The organism is Chitinophaga sp. S165, assembly GCF_003182155.1.
Lineage (GTDB): Bacteria > Bacteroidota > Bacteroidia > Chitinophagales > Chitinophagaceae > Chitinophaga.
Genome location: NZ_QGTG01000011.1, coordinates 132,605 through 153,541, shown reverse-complemented (window position 1 = coordinate 153,541; position 20,937 = coordinate 132,605). Strand labels below are relative to the sequence as shown.

Here is a 20,937-nt window from a genome sequence, read left to right as displayed (position 1 = left end):
CTATCTTACTAACTAAAATATAACTACCGCACCTGCCGGTTAAAACAAAAGCTGACTGAAGGCAAATGGAGATTTCCATTATTACTTTCAGTCAGCTTTTATTTATAAGGTAAGAGTTCTATAATCTTCCCGCGTCTTTATCTCTTTTCAAAAGAACAAACCCTTCGTACCAGCCCATTCGTTTGATATAATCAGAGAAACGGTCCGTCACCTGCTCATATTCTTCCGATCCTCCTTCATACTCATAGACAGGCGGATCATCTCCTTCATCAAGTCTGAAAAAACTGACTACCGCATTTTCTTTAAAAACCACGAATACAAATATGTTGTCATAATCGAGCGTTATCCCGTTTCTATCTGTAATTTCTTTAGCTCCGGCCTGCATCTCTTTATACTCGGGGAATTTATATCCATTTTCAGGTGCGATCCTGAACGCCCGTTTTTTTCCAAGTAAAAGATAAAGTTCCCGGTACGCCCGTGGAAACTTTATCTTAAGCTCTTTCTCTATCTTATTCACCTCACCCTCCGTACATGACTCAGGGATATCGAAATACTTCTTGTAGTCAAGTAAGAAATCCAGGTACAACAAATCAGCATTCGTCATTATTCTAAATATTTTCCTTCGTAAACAATCACCTCAATATTAGGGAATTTCTCCTTAAAGATCCTTATTGCGTTGGCACAGGAAGGACAAACGGGTCTCTCACTATAAAGGTTGATCTTCTTAATGTCAGTTGCATTCATCTTTCCGCTCGCTATCTTATTCCAGATATACTCAAGGTACTTAGATTCGGAATCCTGTACACGATCAATAGCTCCGGTGTTGAACTGATCATAATGGCGGTCTTTGGGGACAGCATCCGGAATGATCACTTCTGACTTTGGATCAGCAGGAGGATTTGTTGGTCTTGGATTCTTCCCGCTATGCGACACTTGTTCAATCACTTCACCATTTGCCATTTCCATTTCGGTAACAAGAAGGTTCTGGTCTGCACCTATACCATACTTCGTTCTTGCCGCCTTCAACGTTTTCATTGCCTCATCACTCAGCGCTGCATTGCGATAGATCGCTGTCGTAAATATTGAGTTGGCAAAGAAGCTGGTTTCAAAATCAGCAGCCTGCAAAAGGTTCTCTATTTCAATTCTGATAGCGTTGAACTGTTTGTACTTTTCCGTGGTAAGTTTACCGCTCTTCAGAATAGTTTCAGCGTCTTTTATCTGTTTATTAAGCCTGGTGAACAGTGTTGGATCTTCTGTGAACACCGTCAATAGAGCCTCCCTGTAATTCGTAAACCTCCTGTTACCAACTAGTCCGTTTACACCCAGGGGCAGTTCCTTTTTAATAACCTGAATAAGCCTATCGCTGTTTTCGCATGCCGTTATAAATTCCTTGTTCTCAAGCAACTTCTTCGCTAGTGCGCTATTAATACCAAATGCTTCTGCGAGTGAGCTCACATCCCATTTTCTGATAGTGGCCTTACCCAGCAGTATCATATCCCCTTCCGCTGGCTGCTGCTTTCCAATGATTAGTTTTTTACTATCGTCTACATTGCCCGCCTCGTCTATGTACTTAAATCCGTTATCCGCCTCTATCAGTCCGTTCTTATATACTTTTACCGCTCCATCATTTGCTACTATCGAACGGCCTAGTTTACGGCTAAGATTCTTTGCCGTCTCGATATCAACGCAGGACAACAATACCAGTTGACCGTCAGCCGGGATATTATTTGTACTGTTGATCCATTGAGCAAGGGACCTATGTGTCATTTCGATATCCTGCCCCTTATGCATCACCCTGAATATGTCACCATCAGCATGCACGACAAGGTAGACGTTCTTATCATCAACTGCTTTCGTGCTTTCCAGCCAGGATACCACCTCGTCCGTTCTATTGCCACTTACAGCCACCACTCTTTTTTCTATCTCTTTTGCATCTGCTACCAGGTCGTCCAGGTGAATGGCATCTGCCAGCTGTTTCCTTACCTTCAGCATATCTTCTATCTTCTGCTGCGACTTACCTGCCTGCCGTGCTGCATTCAGCTCTACATCCAATTGAGCCAATGTCCTTTCAATCTTCGGTATTGACGCAACCATGTTTGGCAGGGATACTGCAAAACAGGAAAGTTGCAGATAGAACCTTGTATCATCCGAGACAGCGTCATTGTCGAGCAACTGTAATGTAATGCCCCCCGCAGATCCAATCAGATCAGCGTATACAATGGCCTTCCTTAAATAATTACCTGCAGTAAACAAGACTTTCGCGCCCCAGACACCAACTATCATCGTACCGATATCGACTGCCAGCCACGCCGTTTTTTCCGTCACCTGTGCATTAGTTACAGACGCCATCAATGCTACCTGCAAGGCCGGTACACGTAGTATAGCCCCTCTCTCATACACCTTATCTCCAATTGCGAACTTACCTGCGGTTTTAATTGTTACGATATCATTGTATCTGAACAACTTTTTATTTATCAGCAGCTGGCTCGTGTCGAAAAGTTCTACCTCAACATTTTTGAACTGCAACATGTCAGCTTCTACCTGTGCGATAATGTTGTGATCTTCCAGCTCGTCCACGACCTTTTCCTCTTTTTCATAGAAGTATCCCGATCCCGTGATCATATTACTCAGGGCCATCAATACACCTATCTGAGCGTCTTCCGTCTTGTTCATCTCGTCAAACAGCTCGTAGATCTTTCGGATGGTGATACTATCTTCTATGTATACCAGCGCCGGGAACTGATCTTCCTCCTTGAAGCTTGCAAGCAAACGTAAATATGGAAGGTCCTTCCGGTTAAAGTAAACTGCAGTGTTGTAATGCTTCGTCAGCAGTTTCAGCGCCAGTTCTCTTTTCTCCAGCGGTACAGATCGCAGATGAAATGCCGGATCGCCATCCAGTTGGGCAAATATTGCGTTAGCCGGTGTTCCGTCATACAGGTTCTCCCAGAAGTGATCATCTTCAGCTACTGAGGTATTGATGAACTTAACAAATTCGGTATAGAAGGTTTCGAAGAAAAGTTCCTTGTTTCCGTTATACGCAACCTTAATACTATCATGTTTCTTCAGGTATGCACCCCACGGATACTGATAATCGTACGTGGTCCTGGTATCCTTTATTTGCTGGTTAGGATCCCCTATCACGTGCACCTCCGATACCGTCTGTGGCATTTCCCAGTTACCTCTGTCTTCAAAATTGGTTTGGGTAAACTTATCAAAGTAGTCAGGGAAAACATTTCTCATCTGCGCCAGCTTGTCTACCCAGATATATTCTGCTGTCGAACAATGCCCCTTGATCATGCTGATCGTTACAGGCGAGATACAGTACTGACAAGCGCCATTTACAGTCATTGGAACTTCCTGCTCAAGCACTCCTCCATAAACACCTTTCATCGGCATCCGTCCTTTGAACGGATTGAAACGTCCCACCAACTCAGTAAAGTTAAGCTTCGGTTCTCCTCCCTTGTAAGCCGGAACACCAATCCTGGCGAACTTAAACAGCTTGTATTTCTCATCACACTGTACAGGATATACAAATCCATCAACCAAAGTAGTATCCGCAATCTGTATAAAGCGCTCACCGTTTGAATTCCTGTATACACCTTCCGCATCAACGAAACGGTATTCTTCCATGGTGCCTGCGCTGTTCTTCTTTTGGAAAGCCCTTACTGCCCCTACTGTGATCTGAGGATCATACGTATCCTTACCTCCTGCCACCCTGATCGCACCATACTGGAACTGTACGCTGCCCAGACTGTCGAACGGCACTGACACAGCTGTACCCGATAATGAGAGGAAGGAAACCGTCTTATCGTCCTTGTTCATGAAGGTACTGTTGATCTGCTGACCTATGTAGTTCTGACTGCTTCCATCTTCATCAAATACGCCCCATACATGTCCCGGATCGTGCAGGATATCCCACTGGAATTTCAACAGGCCGAAACCATTACCGTAGTCCATCAGGTTGTCGGTAGAGCTGCGCTCCAGGCCAACAACATTGCTGAACGTATGCTCCAGTGTATAATCGCCATGCCCTATTTCATGCACCACTGTGCGGGCAACGTTATCATCACCGGCGCCTTTCGTGAATACAAATCCAAACTGGCTTTCACGCGGCATCTTACCTGCGAGGTCGCCATCGGACAATGCGGCTTCGTCTACCAGGAACAGGTACACAGCATCATTATCGATCTTAACGGCCTTCTTATAAGCCTTCTGTAAGGCCTTCTCTTCGCCCGTGAATCCATTACTGAGGAATGCACTCCCCTTATCCTGCAGGATGCTGTCGCCATTGCTGTCCCATGTTCTGTTAAAGCGGAAGCCTTCATCTGTCTTCACCTCATAGGTGATACCGACTTTGCCATAAGCCTGCTGTAAGGCTGCTTTTATTTTTGCTTCAGGCACGGCCACCTTCGATCCTACCGGCACCAGCACCAGTTTCTTTGGCAATGGCGTATAACTTACCAATAACAGTTTACCCAGGCTGATGTAACCACCTTTTCCATCCGGATGAACTGCGTATATTTCCTGTGCATCACCGCCATGGCCACCTGTCAGCTTAATAGAGAAACGACCGTTACCATTATCTTTCGCTTCCAGCACGATGCCCTTACCAGTAATAAACTTCAGCTTAGCGGCTGTAATATCACTTGCTGAGTTTGTCAATGTAGCGATCACTTCTTCCTGTTCGCCCGGTACGATAGCTTTTGCACTAACGTGGTACTTACCATCTGCCAGCGATTCATATTCGCGGGCTACCATCTCTTTACCTGCGTAACTGTCTTTCCATGCGTCAAATCCGTAAGTATTGCCCTGACCGGCAGTAAACGTTACTGTTCCTTTGTCAAGCTGCAGGTTCTTTAAGGATTCCAGTACCCGCGGTGTGATCGAATTATCACGTTTACCAATAGCAGTTACCTTTCCGCCTTTATCAATGTTAAAGAGATAACCCTCGCCATCTTCCAGGACGAGCGGTAAGGTTTTACCCTTGTCCTTGTAGTTTATCACTTCTTCCTTACCGGTCTCATTGTCTTTAAGTGTGATGGTACCTTCGTCCGTATTTACCTTGATATTAGCAGGTATGAAGAGTTTCAGTTTTGTTACGATATCAGGAACGATATCCCCGTTCTTCACATCGCCTACGTCATTACCACCATGTTGTTCATCCAGTTTGTCGTTTACGAACTTGTCGATACCTTCTGTTGAAGCATACACATTGCCCGCTGTCACCACCATGTCTGTATTGATGGAGATATCCTTGAACTCCATCTGCAAACCAATACCAAAACCAAGCGTGATTACACGGCCTTTACCGGAGAACTTACCGTTACTACCCTTTGCTTCTGTCAGTATGATATCAAAGTTGCCTACGCGAATGATCTTTCCGATACTTAAACTTGCCAGCGGTTCTTTGTTAGTGGGCACAGGTATCCTACCGGCATCACCACATACAAAGGTCTTAGCAGAATCTGTTTTTACAGTTACTACATCACTGGGAGGTCCATAGATACCGGCTATTTTCCATTGCATTCTTCCTTCATACACACGGCCCGGTTCGAGGCTATTCACGCTAAGTGCAGTATCTCCTTTCTTTTCTTCTGTTTGCCAGTCGAACTCCGTATCGCCTGTTTTGGCCGCACGATATTGCACGCGGTAAGCCTCCACCTTATAAACCGCATCAGCAGGTTCCCAGTTAAAACGTAAGCTGCGTTCGCCGGTAGAACGTCCTTTCAATAACGGCTTCTGTATATTGCCCTGTGTAAAAGGATTATTACCAAGATAAGTGAACGTACAACTCTGGCTCAGTCCCTGGTTGCTGAACATATCCCTTCCGCTCTTATCACGTGCCTGTACCACCCATACGTATTGCATGCTGTCCCTCAACTGCGGTTCGCCAGGACCATATGCGATCGTGTTACTTTGTGTAACCACTGTGTAAATAGGCTTGGCGCTACGTAGAATGTAATCGGGATTGCTACCGGCCGGTCTTACCTCATACAGGGAGAAGACATATTCTGTTCCGCTTCCCGGCAAAGGGTTAGGCGAGTTACGGCTGCTCCAGTTAAAGGTGACGAACTGCGGGTCCAGTTTCTCCACGCGGCTGTTACAGATAGGCAGGTTTAATAAGGGCGGATCACTCTTCCGGAAAAAGAACACGTTCGATCCCATATTACTTACCTGTACCTGCGGGCGGCTATAGTCAAACGCCGTGAAGGATATGCGGTATGCCCCTTCCGGCAGGGAACGGGTCTTTTCGTACTGGTCCCTGCTGAAGCCACCACTGTATTCAATATTGGCGGGGTTAAGATAATCTGCCAGATCAATCCCTCCGATGATAGTAGGAATGCCAGCGCTCAATGACAGTGGCTTGGGATTGAACATAGCGGCTGTCCGCATAATAACCGTACCGTTCTGTTCAACAGTCATCCGCAACCGGATATTGTAGCTGGGCAGTGTCAGGTCATTCTGCACAAGTATCACGCGCAGTTTGTCGCTACCTGCTACTGCATAGTCAGGAAGATAAACACTGTACGGTGGTATGATCTGCGTGCTGGCAGTAACCGGGTATTGCTGGGCATGAACGTTTGTTATACCTAATGCAAACAGCAACAGGCATAGAACGGATCGGTATATATGGGACATCCTCTGGATATGATTAAACGTTATTGTCAAAATGAATAGGTATAGTTGATCGTACTTGTCAGTTCATTGTAACCGGGCTGGTAAGTGGTAGCTCCACGAAGTACCCATGAAACAGTTGCGCCTATCGTGTGTGTCTGCTTACTGAATAACTTCTTCTTTCCTTCCCCTTCCGCAGCGGCATCGGGTTGTTTTCCTTTCGGACTGTAATTAACATTCAGCCCTGTATTAAAGAGCGTACTGTTAGTTGATATGACCGTTCCTTCGCCTGTTGTATTCTTTGCAGATGTTACATTGTATACTGCTGAAACGCCTGTGCGTAATGTCTTCTCCAGGAATTGTTTATTGACGTTCATACCGGGTCCCATGAAAGTAGTGCTCAATCCGGCTGCTGTGTTCTTGTAATAGTTCACGGTGGCGCTCATGGTCAGGTCTTTCGGCGGCAGACTGTAGGAGTAGCTGACATTGGACGTAAAGAATTTAGTAAGTATCGGTGCAGTCGTATCATTGCTGCTTCTGTCGCTTGCATACTGGTAGGAAGAGTTCAGCGTAATTGCCTGCTGTCTTTCTTTATCGCCGGTATGATACATCACCATGGCATTGTAGGTATTATTCACCTGGTAGAAGTCCAGCGTATCCATTGGGTTGTTGAAATAAGGATCGGCCTGTGGTCTGACGCGGGTATAGTTACTGAAGTTGGAATATCCTCCGTTCAACGCCCAGTGGTCGCCAGCAACAACGCTGGCATTACCGTTCACTACCCAGCGTTTGGCATCACTGCTCTTACTGTCGTCCAGGTTATTGACCTGCATACCTGCATTAGCAGAGAGGTTCACCCTGCCATTGAACAGTTTAAAGGAAGGAGCTACGGTGATGTTGCGCATGTCGTTCACCACATTATATGCGCCCAGTGTTACATAGTCGGGCGCTACCCTTTCATAGCGCAGCTGCACTGTATAAAACGATCCGTTATATCCCAGTCCTGCCTGTATGGCATCGAAGTAACGGGTATTATTGGTAGGTGATAAAAAGTGGCTTAAGAGGTTGGACGTTCCCCTGCTGCTATCAAACGCATTCTTTTCTCCACGTACATCCCGGTTGATGGCAGACACTGAATATTCTACATCGACGAAGATGTGCTGAATAATGTTTTGCTTCACATTGAAGGCTACCGCGACGTTCTCTCTAGGTGTAATGGTTGCGTCGTCGGGAATGAAGGGCAGAGAAGCCGCATCGTCTTTAGCGCGGAATAGCGATATGCCATAGGCGTTGCCTTCATTTTCATATGCCACTTTCAGACCTGCGCCTTTACGCTCGAAAGAGGCCCTGCTATAGCTTTCCGGCACAAGTACATCAAAAGGCACGGCTTTCAGCAAGGTGCCGTACATGGCGGAGATACGCCATTTCGAAGGCGTCAGCTCCACTCCCACACCATTGAACATATGACCTGCCAGGGTGTAATTGCTGAAGTTCATACTGGAACTTCCCACGTACAATCGAGCCCATTTGTAACTTGGTGCAAAGCGGAACTGATTAAAAGGCTGAGAGTAGTTCTTTCCCTGGTTGCTATAGCTGAATGAGAAAGGCATATCATATCCGAACATGTTGATATTGATATTACCATTGAGGTACCATGCAAAGGGGTCTCTTCTGGCGTCAATGCCACTGGCCGTATAAGCGGTGGTACTCGCATTTACGGAGCCATTCATGGTCACACCTTTCTTTACGCCAAGCTGGTCAAGTGCCTGACCGTTTGCCATACTGATGCAGATCAGCAACATACTGACCGTTGTAATAAAAAATATGTAGCAATGCTTCATAACGCAATACTTTTATTTGGGAGATAATAAACAAGCACCTGGTGTGTGCTTAATATTTAACTTCCACCACTTTGCTCATTTCTGCTTTCACATCTCCTTTCATTACAGCGGTGATCTTATATTTATAGACATTTCCAATGAACACCTCATTGTCGGTCCAGTCCTGTTTAGTGCCATCCGCAGTAGTGTACAGAATAAAGGGATTGTCGTTCTTCGCGCGATAGATGCGGTATTGTTTTACTTCCGGTTGATTATATTGCCAGCTTAGTTCTATCTGTTTCTTCTCTGTATTGACTGTTCCTTTGAGGCCTTTCACTCCCGGGCGTTTACCTGATTCAAACCAGATATCGCCGCTTAGTTCTTTAGCATGATTACCTGAATCATCGTATACGGCCAGTTCGTAGTAGTAAGTGTTACCTGCTACCAATGCTGTATCGGTATAGCTTTCCCGCTTGGAGGCGGTATCCCACACGGCCACTTCTTTCCGGCTGCTGTCTTTTGTATTGATGCTGTATAGCGTATACTTTACGACATCGGCACTGGAGCTATTTACCCATTCGAGTACGACAGCGTGCAAGCTGTCAGACCTGTAAGCCTTCGTGATAAGCGGCCGCGAAGGCGCTATGGTATCGGGTCGTTTCAACATCACGTAAGGCGAATATTCAGATGGATTGTAGTTCTTATCTACCGCGATCACCTTGTAGAATACTTTAGAGGTAAGGGTATGCAGGGTGATGGTATCTGTGAACTGCGGGCGCATCAGGATTTCACGTGTTACTTCTATAAATTCTTCTTTGGTACTGTTAGCCCGGAACACTCTGTAACCGCGCAGGTCTTTTTCTGTATTTGCCGTCCACAGTAAAGAGACAATACCGGTAGAATCTACTTTACCTGCCAGTCCGACGGGAATGGCAGGCGGCGTACTGTCTATCAGTTGTGCAAAGTATGGGAATGAATAAATGGCTTTGCCTCTACGGGTAATTCCCTTTATGCGATAGTAATTTGACAGTTCGGGCTTATCGTCGGTAAAGGTGGTTGCTGTACCCTTTAAGGTTGCCAGCGGGCTGAAAGGCCCTGTCCCTTTATCTGAACGGGTGATGATCAGTTTATCCAGTTGCTGTGACAATTTACCTGGCAGGCTCCATTGCAGGGTGATCTTCTTGTTGTCCACGACAATGATCGTGTCCATGACAGGCATGTCGGAAACTGCCGGTACTCCTATACCTGCTACGGTCTGTGAATAGGGCCCATATTCGCCGAAGGGCGTAACACCTCTTATTCGATAGGTATATCTGTTATCATTATCCGGCAGGGAGTCCTGGTAATAGGAAAAGCCGTTCTTATCCGGCGAGGTGGGCAGGATAGGAAGATCTGATACTGGTTTAAAGTTTTTTCCATCTACGGCACGTTCTACCATATAGGCACTATACATACTACGGCTATAGGTGGTGAGCCAGCCCAGAGTGGCAGTACTGTCGCCACAAACAATGGCCAGTTCCGCCGGTTTCGCCAGTGCAACCGGTTCATCCAGTGAGGCTACTACGAAGGCCGTATCGATAATCAGGCCCTGTGGTTGCTGTGCCACTGCAATGCGGTAAACGTAACGTTCTCCTTTCTTTACCTCTTCGTCTTCCAGGTACAGACCTGCACTTTGAGCGGTGGCTATGGAAAGATCGCATGACAGCAAGGCCATTACCATCCGCCAGTCATTAGTGTTCTTACTTTCCAGGTAGGCGCCGAAGCCCTGTTCGGGCGTTACTTTTTTACCGCCTTCACCGTAGATCAGTTCTGCGATCATCGCAAAGCGATCATCCCTCTCTGCCAACGCTTCCATACGTTGCAAGGTGTATGGCTTCAATGGCTGACGGGTTAGCAGTACAGGTTTCGGCTGATTAATCAATACGCCGTTGTTCGATATAGTAAAGCGTTCAACGGTATAACCATACTTATTACCGATCTCCCAGGCTATAAAGCTGGCGGGCGACCAGCGCAGGCGGACCTTACCATTTTTGGGATCAGCTATCCCCACGACCTTATGTTCATTATCCTGTCCATAGGAAATACCTGTGCTGCACAATAACAACGTCACCGAGGTTAAAAGGGATAATAGGAAACGAAGCATGTCACTTATAATTTATAGTAGATACTCTTTGTAATTGTTGATGAGATCTGGTTCAATCCAGGTAAACGGTACTGCAGTTCTACAGGATAATAGATGTTACCCTGCAGGTCAGGGAATGTATGCAGTAACAGATTACCTGCTGGTGTAGCCGTAGTTCCAGTCAGATATGACCTGCCTGCTTTTGCAGTCAGCTCCATGTAGTCCTCATGCGCAGCAAAAGGCACGTAGTACATGAAGCGGCACACACCTGGTTTTAAAGGTGCAATACCATCGGTCACATGATTGCTTTCCAGCTGGTAGTAATTGTTATCATTGTTATACATGCGCACAGCTTCCAGTGGCGGTACGCCGCCGGTGGTAGCAGGATCACGTTCCAGCTTCATGCCTGATTCAAATGGATAACCGTTGTACATCAATGGCAGGACCTTGTTCTGCAACCAGGCGTTGTTCGTACCGGCCTTCAGTAATATGAGCGGTTTGCTGTTAAAGGTGGCGTCTCCGTTGATGTCAAACCTGTCAAAGGTTTCATCTGTATTGAAGCGGGTACCGATCACGGTTACATAACCTGTTGCGATATCCCACAGGTCCTGTGCGTTGGTTACGGCACTCATTTTCTCTGCAAAGGTGTTGTACTTGCTGGTGCGGAAATTGTATGCGATGATCTCTTTGTTGACGTCCGACTTCGCATCGCCTTTCAGTGAGGAGCTTGTAATAGTTGTGCTGTCGCCATCTTCTCCCACAGTAAGGTCCTCATTTTTCACTACGTTGTCAGCGGCCTTCTCTCCATCGAGGGAGGTGCGGGTGATGCTGTATGTGTAGATCATTTCCTTAGACAATCCGGAGGGAATATCAAAGTTGACCTGGGTCATTGCTTCATCATAGGATACATTCGAAGCAGCAGCCTGTTTCTGCGCAGAAGTAAATGCGGCCGTTACACTATAGTTTTTACCTTCGTCATCTGTTTTCCTGAACAGTTTCGGCTGACCATACTTCAGTTTGATATACCCTTTTTTATACTCACCTGGCAGGAAGTTATACTGGCTTCTTATAGGGTAAGCGTACAGGATATTCTCCCAGCTGATTGTTGTCGGTTCTTCGCCGGTAGTGAAGGTGCTTGACTTCGTTTCATAATCTATGTTCCTGCCGTCGCTTTTCAATACATCCCAGCCTGCACCATTCTGTTTCTCGAAGTGGATCTTTGCAGCAGCTGTCAGTGTGCTTTCTCCCGGCAACACATCGCGTTGATTGAGAGAAGCAGACATACCATCAGGGTTCACAACGATAGTACCGGTGATCGGTGTCTTATCGTTCATCAGCGTTACTTCATCCAGCTTAACACGGTAGGTAGCTACCTGATCATACTCATTCATCATGGAGAAAGGTTTCTCTATCGCAATGTTGAATGCTACCTGCGGCGAAGAGAACACGCTCACATCTGTGCCCTGATCATCCGGTTTAATATCGCTGATCACTTCAACGTTGATCTCTTTTCCGCCTACGATCTCACATTGTGAGCCCAGTTCCACCTTGATGCTGGCCTTTCCTTTCACCATGCCGCCGAGGATGGAATATTTCACGCCGACCATGCCACGGAACCATGCAGGGTTAGGCAGTTTAGCCTGTAACAATACCGCTGCTGATAGTTTGGCGATGGAGAACCCTTTCTTCCTTCCGAATACTTTCACACGGATACCTACGTCCCCTTTCAGATAAGCATATGCTTGTCCGGAGGCATACCATCCATTAAAGCCGATCACGCTACCGCTGCCTTTACACCTGGCTTCTCCGTAGTTACGCAATAAGATATCCGCGCCAGCGCCTACGGCAAACTCGCCATATACGCCATAGTCAAACGAGAAGGCCACTTTAAAGTGGGCGCCGAAACCAAAGCCTTTACCGGTACTCATACTATTTTCCATAGCCATGAAGTCGGTATTCACATCATCAAACACTTCATTCACTTCAGCAGGTACGGGTGGCATATCTTCCACTTTGGTACCCATCATGAAGTAGTTCTTTATTTCCGCTACGCCTATCACAGAAAGCCCGTTCATTTTTGACGGACGGCCTACGTATGCGTACCAGTCGTCCGGTCCGACGTGCAGCACCGATTCACCCACCAATCCACGTTCATGGATACCTTTAATTATACCGAGGATGTTGATGTAGGTTTTCATGCTTGCGTCAAACGTGCTGTTGACGTTGTCGTAACGCATCTTGAACTGAACCCATATTGGTGCGGAGTCATCCTCTTTTGCCTCATTTTTGCTCTTGGCCTTCAAGGCTTCGTGCATTACATATCCTGCACCGTCAAACTGTACATAACGTAACCCACCATTTGTCCCAAACTGTACTTCAAGCGCCACATTCACATTGATCAGCATTTCAGTGGCCAGTGCCAATGATACGCCACCCATGAAACCGAGGCCGGCTTCTTTGACCGGTACGTACTGGAAGATCTCGTTCACGTCCTTCAGACCTCCTTTTTTATCTATAACGTTCCTGCTATCGTAAGGGTCGAAATCTGCAGGCCGTTCCATATGATATGACATGCCTCCCATCAAACCGGTGATCTGCAGGATAGGCGGTACAGGAATGCGTATACCGATGTATGCGTCCACGTGCCAGTAGCGGTAATCATCTTTGGAACCGAAGTAGGCGGTCGCCTTTGCTTTCGGGATGGGGCCGGGAAGAGAGAAATCAAGCATTCCCCGGAAGCCGTTCCCATATACAGGATGATCATCAAACAGGGTAATGATACCATGCATCTGGAAGGCCATTACTTTCACTGTCAGGTCGATATCGCTGACGGTTACTTTATCCAGTTTCCATTTTGTATCGATCTTTTCAACAGCCACATTATTCACCATCACAGTTTCCTTTATTTCCTCCTGGGCTGCTGTTACGGTAAATCCGGCACTGCCGGCGAAGCCTTTGTCTTCTGAGTTCATGAAGTTCAGCTTCACGGTAGCGCCGATGGCCACTTTTCCATCTGAAATACCGAGGCTCAGGTCGTCAAACCCGATCGGGAAACCACTCATCTTTGAGTCACCTTTTTCTGTTTCTAAAGAAAAGGTGCCGCTATGTACGTAAGGCTTTTGTGTAGAAAGGGTCAGGTCTTCGAAGGCAATACCTTTTACCTTCAGCACGCTTTTATTGAGTTCTACTTTACCCGTGAGGGTTGCTTTCGGGATGAAGTCTTTATCTGTCTTGGTCACTTCGATGCGGCAATCCTTATTCAGGGTAATATTGCCTGCAAAGAATTTAAATGTTTTATCGGCGGTGGTCTGTAAAGCGAAGGAATAGTAAGTATCGCTGCCACGCATACTGATGGAGGCGTCGTAATTCAACGGATCATCACCCAGGAAACCGACCTTCAGCTGTCCGCCGAGGGAGCCGCCATTCAGTTTGTTCTTACTGAAGCTTAATCCCACTTTTTCGATGGACATTGGCCAACCGCCTGCACTGGCATCACCCAGTTTCACGATGTTATCAGCAGTGAGGGTACCACTTACCCCCTGATCATCTATGATGAAGTTTGTAACGTTGACTTTGGGCCTTCCACCTTTTGCGGCCACCTGTTGGGGCAATCCTACCTCCAGCTCCTGCAGGTAAAAACCTCTCCACAGCAAGGGACTGGCCGGATCGTCCAGCATATCGGCACTTACTTTGAGGCCGGTAGGGTTCATCACGTCACTCATATCCACAACGGCATGTTTGACTTTGAAGTTGAAGTCGTTCAACCCCTTTATGCGGAATGTGGGGATGTCGATATCGGCCATGATATTACTGAGGTCGCTGACGTTCACATTCAGACTAGCACGCACCGTTTGCTGTGCGGGGTCATCAGGTTCCAGCCAGCCTTTATCGAAATCAAATACGCCGCTCAAGTTGGCCGATTTGAAGCCGTTGCAATCCCATTCGACGAAGTTGCTGCCATTACCGGGGAAGGTAATCGCCACATGTTCATTCATGTTAACCTTTTGTTCATTGAGCAGGACCAGTTTGGTAGATGTTCCAACACCTATTCCTCCGGGAGTAAAGGCGATGTCCTTTCCACCAAAGATGAGGTCGCGGTCGGTACCCGGGAAGGTAAAACGGAAATAGGCGCTCAGATAGGCGCCTTGCGGTGTCATACGAATGCTGTCAATAGCAATGACATAGACCTTACCGTTTATTTCACGGACAAGACCGACCGGCAGTGTGCCGAGCGATTCGTTGGTCAGAAAACTTATAAACTTATTGTTTTCCTTGATCTTATTGAACACGCCCATAGCATGGTCAACTAATCCGGATTTGGCCGTATCTGCCGGTAAAGTGCTCGTGGAATCCGCCGCATTTACGTCAAGAGGCCTGAGGAAAAACAACAAAAAAAACAATACTGCCAGTACAGGTATAGGGTTGTTGTGCTTCATCGGTCAACAGGATGGGTCGTCCCTTAATATTAACAATAAAACAAATGTAACATTTTATTAACCATATTATACTTTTCTATATAATATTATTTAAGTGACTGATTATCATTGCAAAGGAAGTGAGTACGAGTAATTTTCCTGTACTGGTAGTGGTAAGTGAGCTGCGGCTGGAGGGTAGTTTGTCAGGGGCATCCGGGGGGTAAAGTACGCTTTATATATGGCGTATATATGGCGTATACATGCTTCATACGTGGACTTGATACGTAAAAGATCAGGCATTTTACCGGAGCATATAAGACATATGGCCTGCCATTCCGGTAAAATGCCTGTGTTCACTATTCCATGGTTTCACTGACCATCGCATTAATTTTCTTCTGTGTTTTGCGTAGGTGACGGTTTGCCATACGGCGGGCATCATCCGCGGTGGCTTCTGCTCCATCCAGGAGGCGTTGCATACCGCCATTCTTCCTGGTCAAATAGATGATCACTCCTGCTGCTGCTGCGCCGACAATGGAAGCGGCTATCAATGCTTTTTTCATAATCCTTCTTTTTGGTTACACTGGGGATAATACAAGAGTTATACCAATTGGCAACAGATTTTATATTTTTGCCGGCACAATTAAGTCCAAATGCCCGAAACCACACCTGTCTACAGCATTCCGTTGAAATACCGGAAAATGGAAAATCTGCATATTGTTTTCTGGTTGTTGAAAGATATAGGCTGGTGCCTGATCTGGAAACCACTGGGCATTGCGATGATCTTCCCCACGCTGATCATTGCTATCGTCATTGCTTACCGCACACGACAGTTTATGTCCGAATTATGCCATAATCTGGCTATTGCGGTGTGGATTACCGCCAACTCCTACTGGATGATCAGTGAGTTCCTTCATTTTGATGCAGAGATCGTTACCGGATGGATCACTTATAAACACCTCGCGCTGATTCCGTTCTTAACGGGCGTGCTGATACTGGGGTATTATTACCTCTGGCATAAACCAAGACATCCGGAAGAGACAGAGACGATGTGAGATGATTGCCGGATCGGATGATGATCGGGTTTATCAACGGTTTTGAATAATTGCGATTATGGGGGATGGTTGTTGAACACCCACGACCACGGGGTGACGCACCCGTTCACGGTTCCGTCCCCGGGGTTTACACCCCAGGTTCCTGTACAATGATGTTAATTGTTCCACCATACGGGGTGTAACCAATCGTCCCATCCTCCCATCCTGTTCACGGCGTCCTGGTAGTGTTCAGCGTTGCTGAAGGCCTCTGTTGAAGGATAGGTCAAACGTTTAGGAGGTGTTCCATTGGTCTGGGATTCATTACCCATATCGGTAATGGGCGCCAATACCGGGAAGCCGCTGCGGCGCTGGTTGGCGTATGCTTCAAAGCCGTTAGGGAAAAGTGCCACCCATTTTTGCATATTGATCTGTTCGAGTTCCTTTCCGGGTGTCAGGTCGTGTGCCCTGATAAATTCTGTTACCGTTTCTTCGGATATATAGGCTATCTCCGGATAGTATTTCAGCTGTTCGATCGCTGACCGGATACCGGTCTGATACCAGGTATTGGCATCGTCAGATATCCAGCCTCTCGCGGCTGCTTCCGCCTGCAGGAATGCTACTTCCGCATACCCCATGTGCAGGAAAGGATTTCCCAAGTGGTAAAAAGATTGGCTAAGCGTGCAGTACTTGTTGGTGGCAGGTATGACCACTCCTTCCGGGCTGACATAATCTTCCACATCATCCCAATAGTACAATCCCGGCGCCATAGACAGATAGTTTGTAACAGCTGTTATATCATTCCCGGAGGCATCCTTATTGACAAAAAAGGTGGACAGACGGGGATCTTTCTCTGCTTTCAGATACTCTACAAATGTGCTGCATCCCCTGGTCCACTCATGCACATTATCTTCCTGTAAGGCTTGTGAATAACCGTTTCCCCGTAAGTCGGGGTATGCATAATTATCGTGTAACATGCGGAAATTGTCTTCCGCGTTTTGCATCACACCGGCAGCTATTGCTGCCTTTACCTGCTCTCTTGCAACGATACCGTTCGCTTTGGTAAGCCGCATTGCCAAACGTAGTCTTAATGAACCTGCCAGCCGTTTCCATTTCCCCAGGTCGCCATTATAAACGATATCATTTGCGATGCCTTCTTTTGACGGATCGAATTGTGCTGTTGCTTCGGACAGTTCCTTAAAAAAATCAGGATAGATGTCTGCCTGTTTATCGTACGCGGGTGTGTATATTTTGTCATAATACGCCAGGCCAGCCTGTGAGTAAGGAATATCTCCATAGGCATCCGTCAGTAGGGAAAATACATACACCCGTAATATGCGGGCTGCCGCGAGGTAGTTCACGTAAATGGTATCGTTCTTATAATTTTCGAGCAGGTCTACCAGTTGTTTCAAACTCTTGCCATAGAGGTTTTCCCACATGCAGTTGTTATAAAATTCATCGTGAATATATTTCCCTCCTCTACCCATCTCTTCCGGTCCTGTAAGGTATTGCACCATCGGCTGGAAAAGATAAAGATTAGGATATCCCATCTCACGGCCTCCGTCCATAAAGTAAGCGGCAGCCGTTAGCTGATCGCCGGGGGGAATACGTTCTTTCGTCTTCGGGTTGGTATTGATCTCCTCAAAACCGGCAGTACACGAAGACAACAATATTATAAGCAGCAAACTCCATCTAGATCTTTTCATTGGCAGCAGTTAAAACTTGACGAACAGTTTAACACCGTAAGACTTTCGTGTTGGCAGGGAGCCATATTCCAGTCCCTGCGCGGTCGTATTATTATAACTCGATTCAGGATCTATATTAGGTACCGCTTTGTAAAGCGTGAACGGATTGCGCGTGATCAGTGAAACCGTTCCTTCACGGAATACGTTGTTGAAGAGGCTTTGCGGCAGTTCGTAATCGAGGTGCAGCTCCCTGACCTTTACAAAGGTGGCATCGTAAACAAATGCTTCCGGAATGTTCTCCGCCAGTCTTTTCCAGTAGGCCTGCGGATTCACGTATGCCGTCACCTCATTGCCGGTAGCTGCGGCTATACCCGTGATCGGTAATCCGCCGGTAGCCGTCCATTGTTCCGGTGTTCTTCCTGCGCGTATCCTCTCCTGTTCTGAACGTGCCCAGCCTTCCCGTCCTTCGAGCGTACCTTTCTGATTTCCCTTCTCATATGCCAACAGGTTAGTCATGGAATAGATGTTACCGCCATATTTCACGTCTACGAGTACGGTTAGCGATAAACGTTTATATGAGAACTGGTTGGTGATGCTACCTGTCCAGGCATACTGGTTAGTGCCCAGCCGGCTATCGGCCGTTGTATATTTCGGCAGATTATTTCCATCCAGTACCAACCGTCCTTTTGTATCCCGCAGGAAGTGGCGGCCTGTCAGCATACCGTATTCCGCATCCTTCTTTGCTACCACGGAAACATTGCCCCAGCGCGCCACTGCCATGGGGTAATAGGGAGACATCAATGAATTCAGCGACTGTATCCTGTTCATGTTGCGTGAAAAAATGATGCGTGTATCCCAGCTGAAGTCTTTATGTATCACAGGTGTTCCTCCCAATGCTATTTCTATGCCTTCATTACGGATCTTACCTGAATTGATCACGGCACTGGTGTAACCACTGGTGGTAGACACCGGCGCATTCAGCACCTGGCCAATCGTTCTGGTATGATACCAGGTAGCATCCAGGTGTATACGGTCTTTGAAAAAAGACAGGTCCACTCCTCCTTCGTAAGCATAATTAACACCCGGCCGCAGATCTGCAAACGGTACATTATCCACAGCCACACCACCAATGGAGTATCCTTTTATGCTGGGAATGTCGGGGTTGTAACCATATGTGAGACGCAGCAGATAAGGCTGTACAGCATCGGTACCTGTCTGTGCCACGGACAAACGGAATTTACCGAACGACAGTACCTGCTTGTTTTTGATCAGCTCTGTAAACTGAAATGCGGCAGATGCAGAGGGATAAAAATAAGCATTATGATTCCTCGGTAAGGTAGACGACCAGTCGTTACGCCCTGTCAGCGACAGGTATAACAGCCGCTTGTAATCAATGTCCAGGGAGGCGTAAACAGCATTGATCCTCTTCCGGAGGATCATTTCATGACGCATACGGGTCTGGAAATTATCAAGACCTCTTTCACCACGGATGTTCATTTCGCGTGCCGTTGTATTACGGACACGTTCTTCATAGTCCATACGGGTAATGCCCATATTCACTGAAAAGCGGAATTGATCCAGCTGACGGGTATAACTGAGCAGCAGGTCAGTGTTTATCTCCCACAGCTTCCTGTCTTTGAGCGCCATTGCGCCGAGCGGATTGACAGGCGTAGAATAATTCATCAGCTCATAAAAAGAGAATGCAGAATAATCTATACCCGAACGTACATGTACCGAGAAGCCCGGGCAGAGTTTATATTTCAGGCGGACAAAACCATTCAGACGGTCCTGATCGCTGTAGTTGGGCTGTTCATAAATAGCCCAGTAAGGATTGACCTGATAGGTGTTATTGTTCCAGTTGATATAATTTCCCGTCGCCGGATCTTTATATTCCTTTAACCAGTTAAGATCAATATTCGGAGCAATACCACTCAGCACATAACCGACATTGTTGGGGTTATCTGACAAGGCCGGGCGGTTCTGCACATCTTCATTGAGCCAGGCCATGCGGGCATCGAGCTCCAGTCGCCGGGAAAAGCGGGTCGTAACCCTGGCGGACAGGTGATGTCTTTGCAGTCCGCTGGTGGGTACGATGTCATTGTTGCGTGTATTGGTGTAAGATATCCGCAGGCGGGTCTTCTCGTTCCCTGTAGACAGTGCCAGTGTATTGGTCAGCGTAAATCCCTGGCGGAAGAACTGCTCTTTAGAATGCCTTGCTTTCATATAGGGGACTTTCTGTCCGTTCCAGAGCAGTACGAGGCTGTCGGCATTCATTTTCGGTCCCCAGCTGTATTGGGTATCCCAGCGGGCCTGGACAACATTTCCGGGCAACATACCATCCCGGCCACTGCCGTAGACTTCCTGGAAATCGTATTGACTGTTGAATCGTTCCAGCACTGCATTCGACGTAAACTCTATTTCCAGCCCTTTACGGACACCTTTCCTGGTCGTGACCAGTAAGACTCCATTTGCCGCGCGACTGCCATATAAGGCCGCGGAAGCCCCTCCTTTGAGCACGGAGAGCGTCTCTACATCATCCGGGTTAATAATGGCAGTACCATCACCGAGGTCATACCCTCCATATCTTTCCGCCTGACCGGGGGAAGTATTGTTAACGGGGATACCGTCTATAACGAGTAAGGGCTGATTATTCCCACCGAGTAAGCGCATTCCCCGCAGGGTCAGTTTTGTGGAACCTGCGGCGCCGCTGTTCACAGGACTAACATCCAGTCCGGCGATCTTCCCGCTCAGTGTATTCATGGGATGGATGTCCCGCACCCTTGTCAGTTCTTTTCCTTTGATCTCAGCATGTGCGTACCCGAGAGAATATTGTTCCCTGTTGATGCCAAGTGCGGTTACCACAACAGTGTTCATCTGCATGATACGGGCAGCTGTCAGTGTATCTCTATGGGGAGGGGTAATTTTTTTAAATCTGATAATGATCTGATGCCCGATGGTCCGGATATCATATTGCGTAGCAGGAAAAATACGTTCCAGTGCTGCCTGTATGGTGATCTGAGTTTCATTCATTGTAACGCGGGCATGCCCGTTGATGATCTCATTAGGATAAGCAAAGGACACACCAGTTTGCAGTCCTATCCATTTCAGAAAATCAGGTACGGACATTTTCCTCGTCCGGATATTCAGACGCTGCTGGAGTAGTGGAGACTCTTGCGCTGTACTGGTCAGGACAGCAAACAATAAGAGGGTAACTATACCTAAAGTGGCCAGGACCTTCATAAGGGTAATGGA

General features: G+C 47.1%; 9 protein-coding genes. 1 reads left to right on the top strand and 8 read right to left on the bottom strand.

Annotated features, from left to right (window positions below; translation table 11 throughout):
* Positions 1-118 precede the first annotated feature (118 nt).
* From C7475_RS29155 to C7475_RS29130, 6 genes are all read right to left on the bottom strand, one after another.
* Positions 119-604, bottom strand: coding sequence for an SMI1/KNR4 family protein (locus C7475_RS29155; RefSeq protein ID WP_110056963.1), 486 nt, complete (start codon positions 602-604; stop codon positions 119-121).
* A complete protein-coding gene (locus C7475_RS29150) occupies positions 604-6,639 on the bottom strand; it encodes a deaminase domain-containing protein (RefSeq protein ID WP_110056962.1) in 6,036 nt (2,011 codons plus the stop codon). Before C7475_RS29150 ends, C7475_RS29155 begins: the two co-directional genes overlap by 1 nt.
* Positions 6,640-6,665: 26 nt before the next feature.
* Positions 6,666-8,456 (bottom strand): hypothetical protein, encoded by a 1,791-nt coding sequence (locus C7475_RS29145; protein WP_146217691.1) that lies wholly within the window; start codon positions 8,454-8,456, stop codon positions 6,666-6,668.
* Positions 8,457-8,505: 49 nt separating this feature from the next.
* Positions 8,506-10,578: a fibronectin type III domain-containing protein gene (locus C7475_RS29140; protein WP_146217690.1), complete on the bottom strand. Its 2,073-nt coding sequence runs from the start codon at positions 10,576-10,578 to the stop codon at positions 8,506-8,508.
* A 5-nt stretch (positions 10,579-10,583) separates the two neighbouring features.
* The gene (locus C7475_RS29135; protein ID WP_110056959.1) at positions 10,584-14,993 is read right to left on the bottom strand and encodes a hypothetical protein; all 4,410 of its coding nucleotides are present in this window, start codon (positions 14,991-14,993) and stop codon (positions 10,584-10,586) included.
* Between the two features lie 335 nt (positions 14,994-15,328).
* Complete coding sequence (locus C7475_RS29130) at positions 15,329-15,532, bottom strand: hypothetical protein (RefSeq protein WP_110056958.1); 204 nt, start codon at positions 15,530-15,532, stop codon at positions 15,329-15,331.
* Positions 15,533-15,622: 90 nt separating this feature from the next.
* On the opposite strand from C7475_RS29130, the gene C7475_RS29125 reads away from it, so the two are divergent.
* A complete protein-coding gene (locus tag C7475_RS29125; RefSeq protein ID WP_233260002.1) occupies positions 15,623-16,024 on the top strand; it encodes a hypothetical protein in 402 nt (133 codons plus the stop codon).
* A gap of 155 nt (positions 16,025-16,179) precedes the next feature.
* Here the strand turns inward: C7475_RS29125 and C7475_RS29120 are convergent, their stop codons facing one another.
* Both C7475_RS29120 and C7475_RS29115 read right to left on the bottom strand, forming a co-directional pair.
* Positions 16,180-17,706, bottom strand: a complete 1,527-nt coding sequence (locus tag C7475_RS29120; protein WP_110056957.1) for a SusD/RagB family nutrient-binding outer membrane lipoprotein — start codon at positions 17,704-17,706, stop codon at positions 16,180-16,182.
* Positions 17,707-17,715: 9 nt separating this feature from the next.
* Complete coding sequence (locus C7475_RS29115; protein WP_110056956.1) at positions 17,716-20,925, bottom strand: SusC/RagA family TonB-linked outer membrane protein; 3,210 nt, start codon at positions 20,923-20,925, stop codon at positions 17,716-17,718.
* Positions 20,926-20,937: the final 12 nt, after the last annotated feature.

Bases quoted from the DNA above. Each gene is read 5' to 3' on its own strand.
- C7475_RS29155 (WP_110056963.1), bottom strand. From the start codon at position 604: ATGACGAATGCTGATTTGTTGTACCTGGATTTCTTACTTGACTACAAG.
- C7475_RS29150 (WP_110056962.1), bottom strand. From the start codon at position 6,639: ATGTCCCATATATACCGATCCGTTCTATGCCTGTTGCTGTTTGCATTA.
- C7475_RS29145 (WP_146217691.1), bottom strand. From the start codon at position 8,456: ATGAAGCATTGCTACATATTTTTTATTACAACGGTCAGTATGTTGCTG.
- C7475_RS29140 (WP_146217690.1), bottom strand. From the start codon at position 10,578: ATGCTTCGTTTCCTATTATCCCTTTTAACCTCGGTGACGTTGTTATTG.
- C7475_RS29135 (WP_110056959.1), bottom strand. From the start codon at position 14,993: ATGAAGCACAACAACCCTATACCTGTACTGGCAGTATTGTTTTTTTTG.
- C7475_RS29130 (WP_110056958.1), bottom strand. From the start codon at position 15,532: ATGAAAAAAGCATTGATAGCCGCTTCCATTGTCGGCGCAGCAGCAGCA.
- C7475_RS29125 (WP_233260002.1), top strand. From the start codon at position 15,623: ATGCCCGAAACCACACCTGTCTACAGCATTCCGTTGAAATACCGGAAA.
- C7475_RS29120 (WP_110056957.1), bottom strand. From the start codon at position 17,706: ATGAAAAGATCTAGATGGAGTTTGCTGCTTATAATATTGTTGTCTTCG.
- C7475_RS29115 (WP_110056956.1), bottom strand. From the start codon at position 20,925: ATGAAGGTCCTGGCCACTTTAGGTATAGTTACCCTCTTATTGTTTGCT.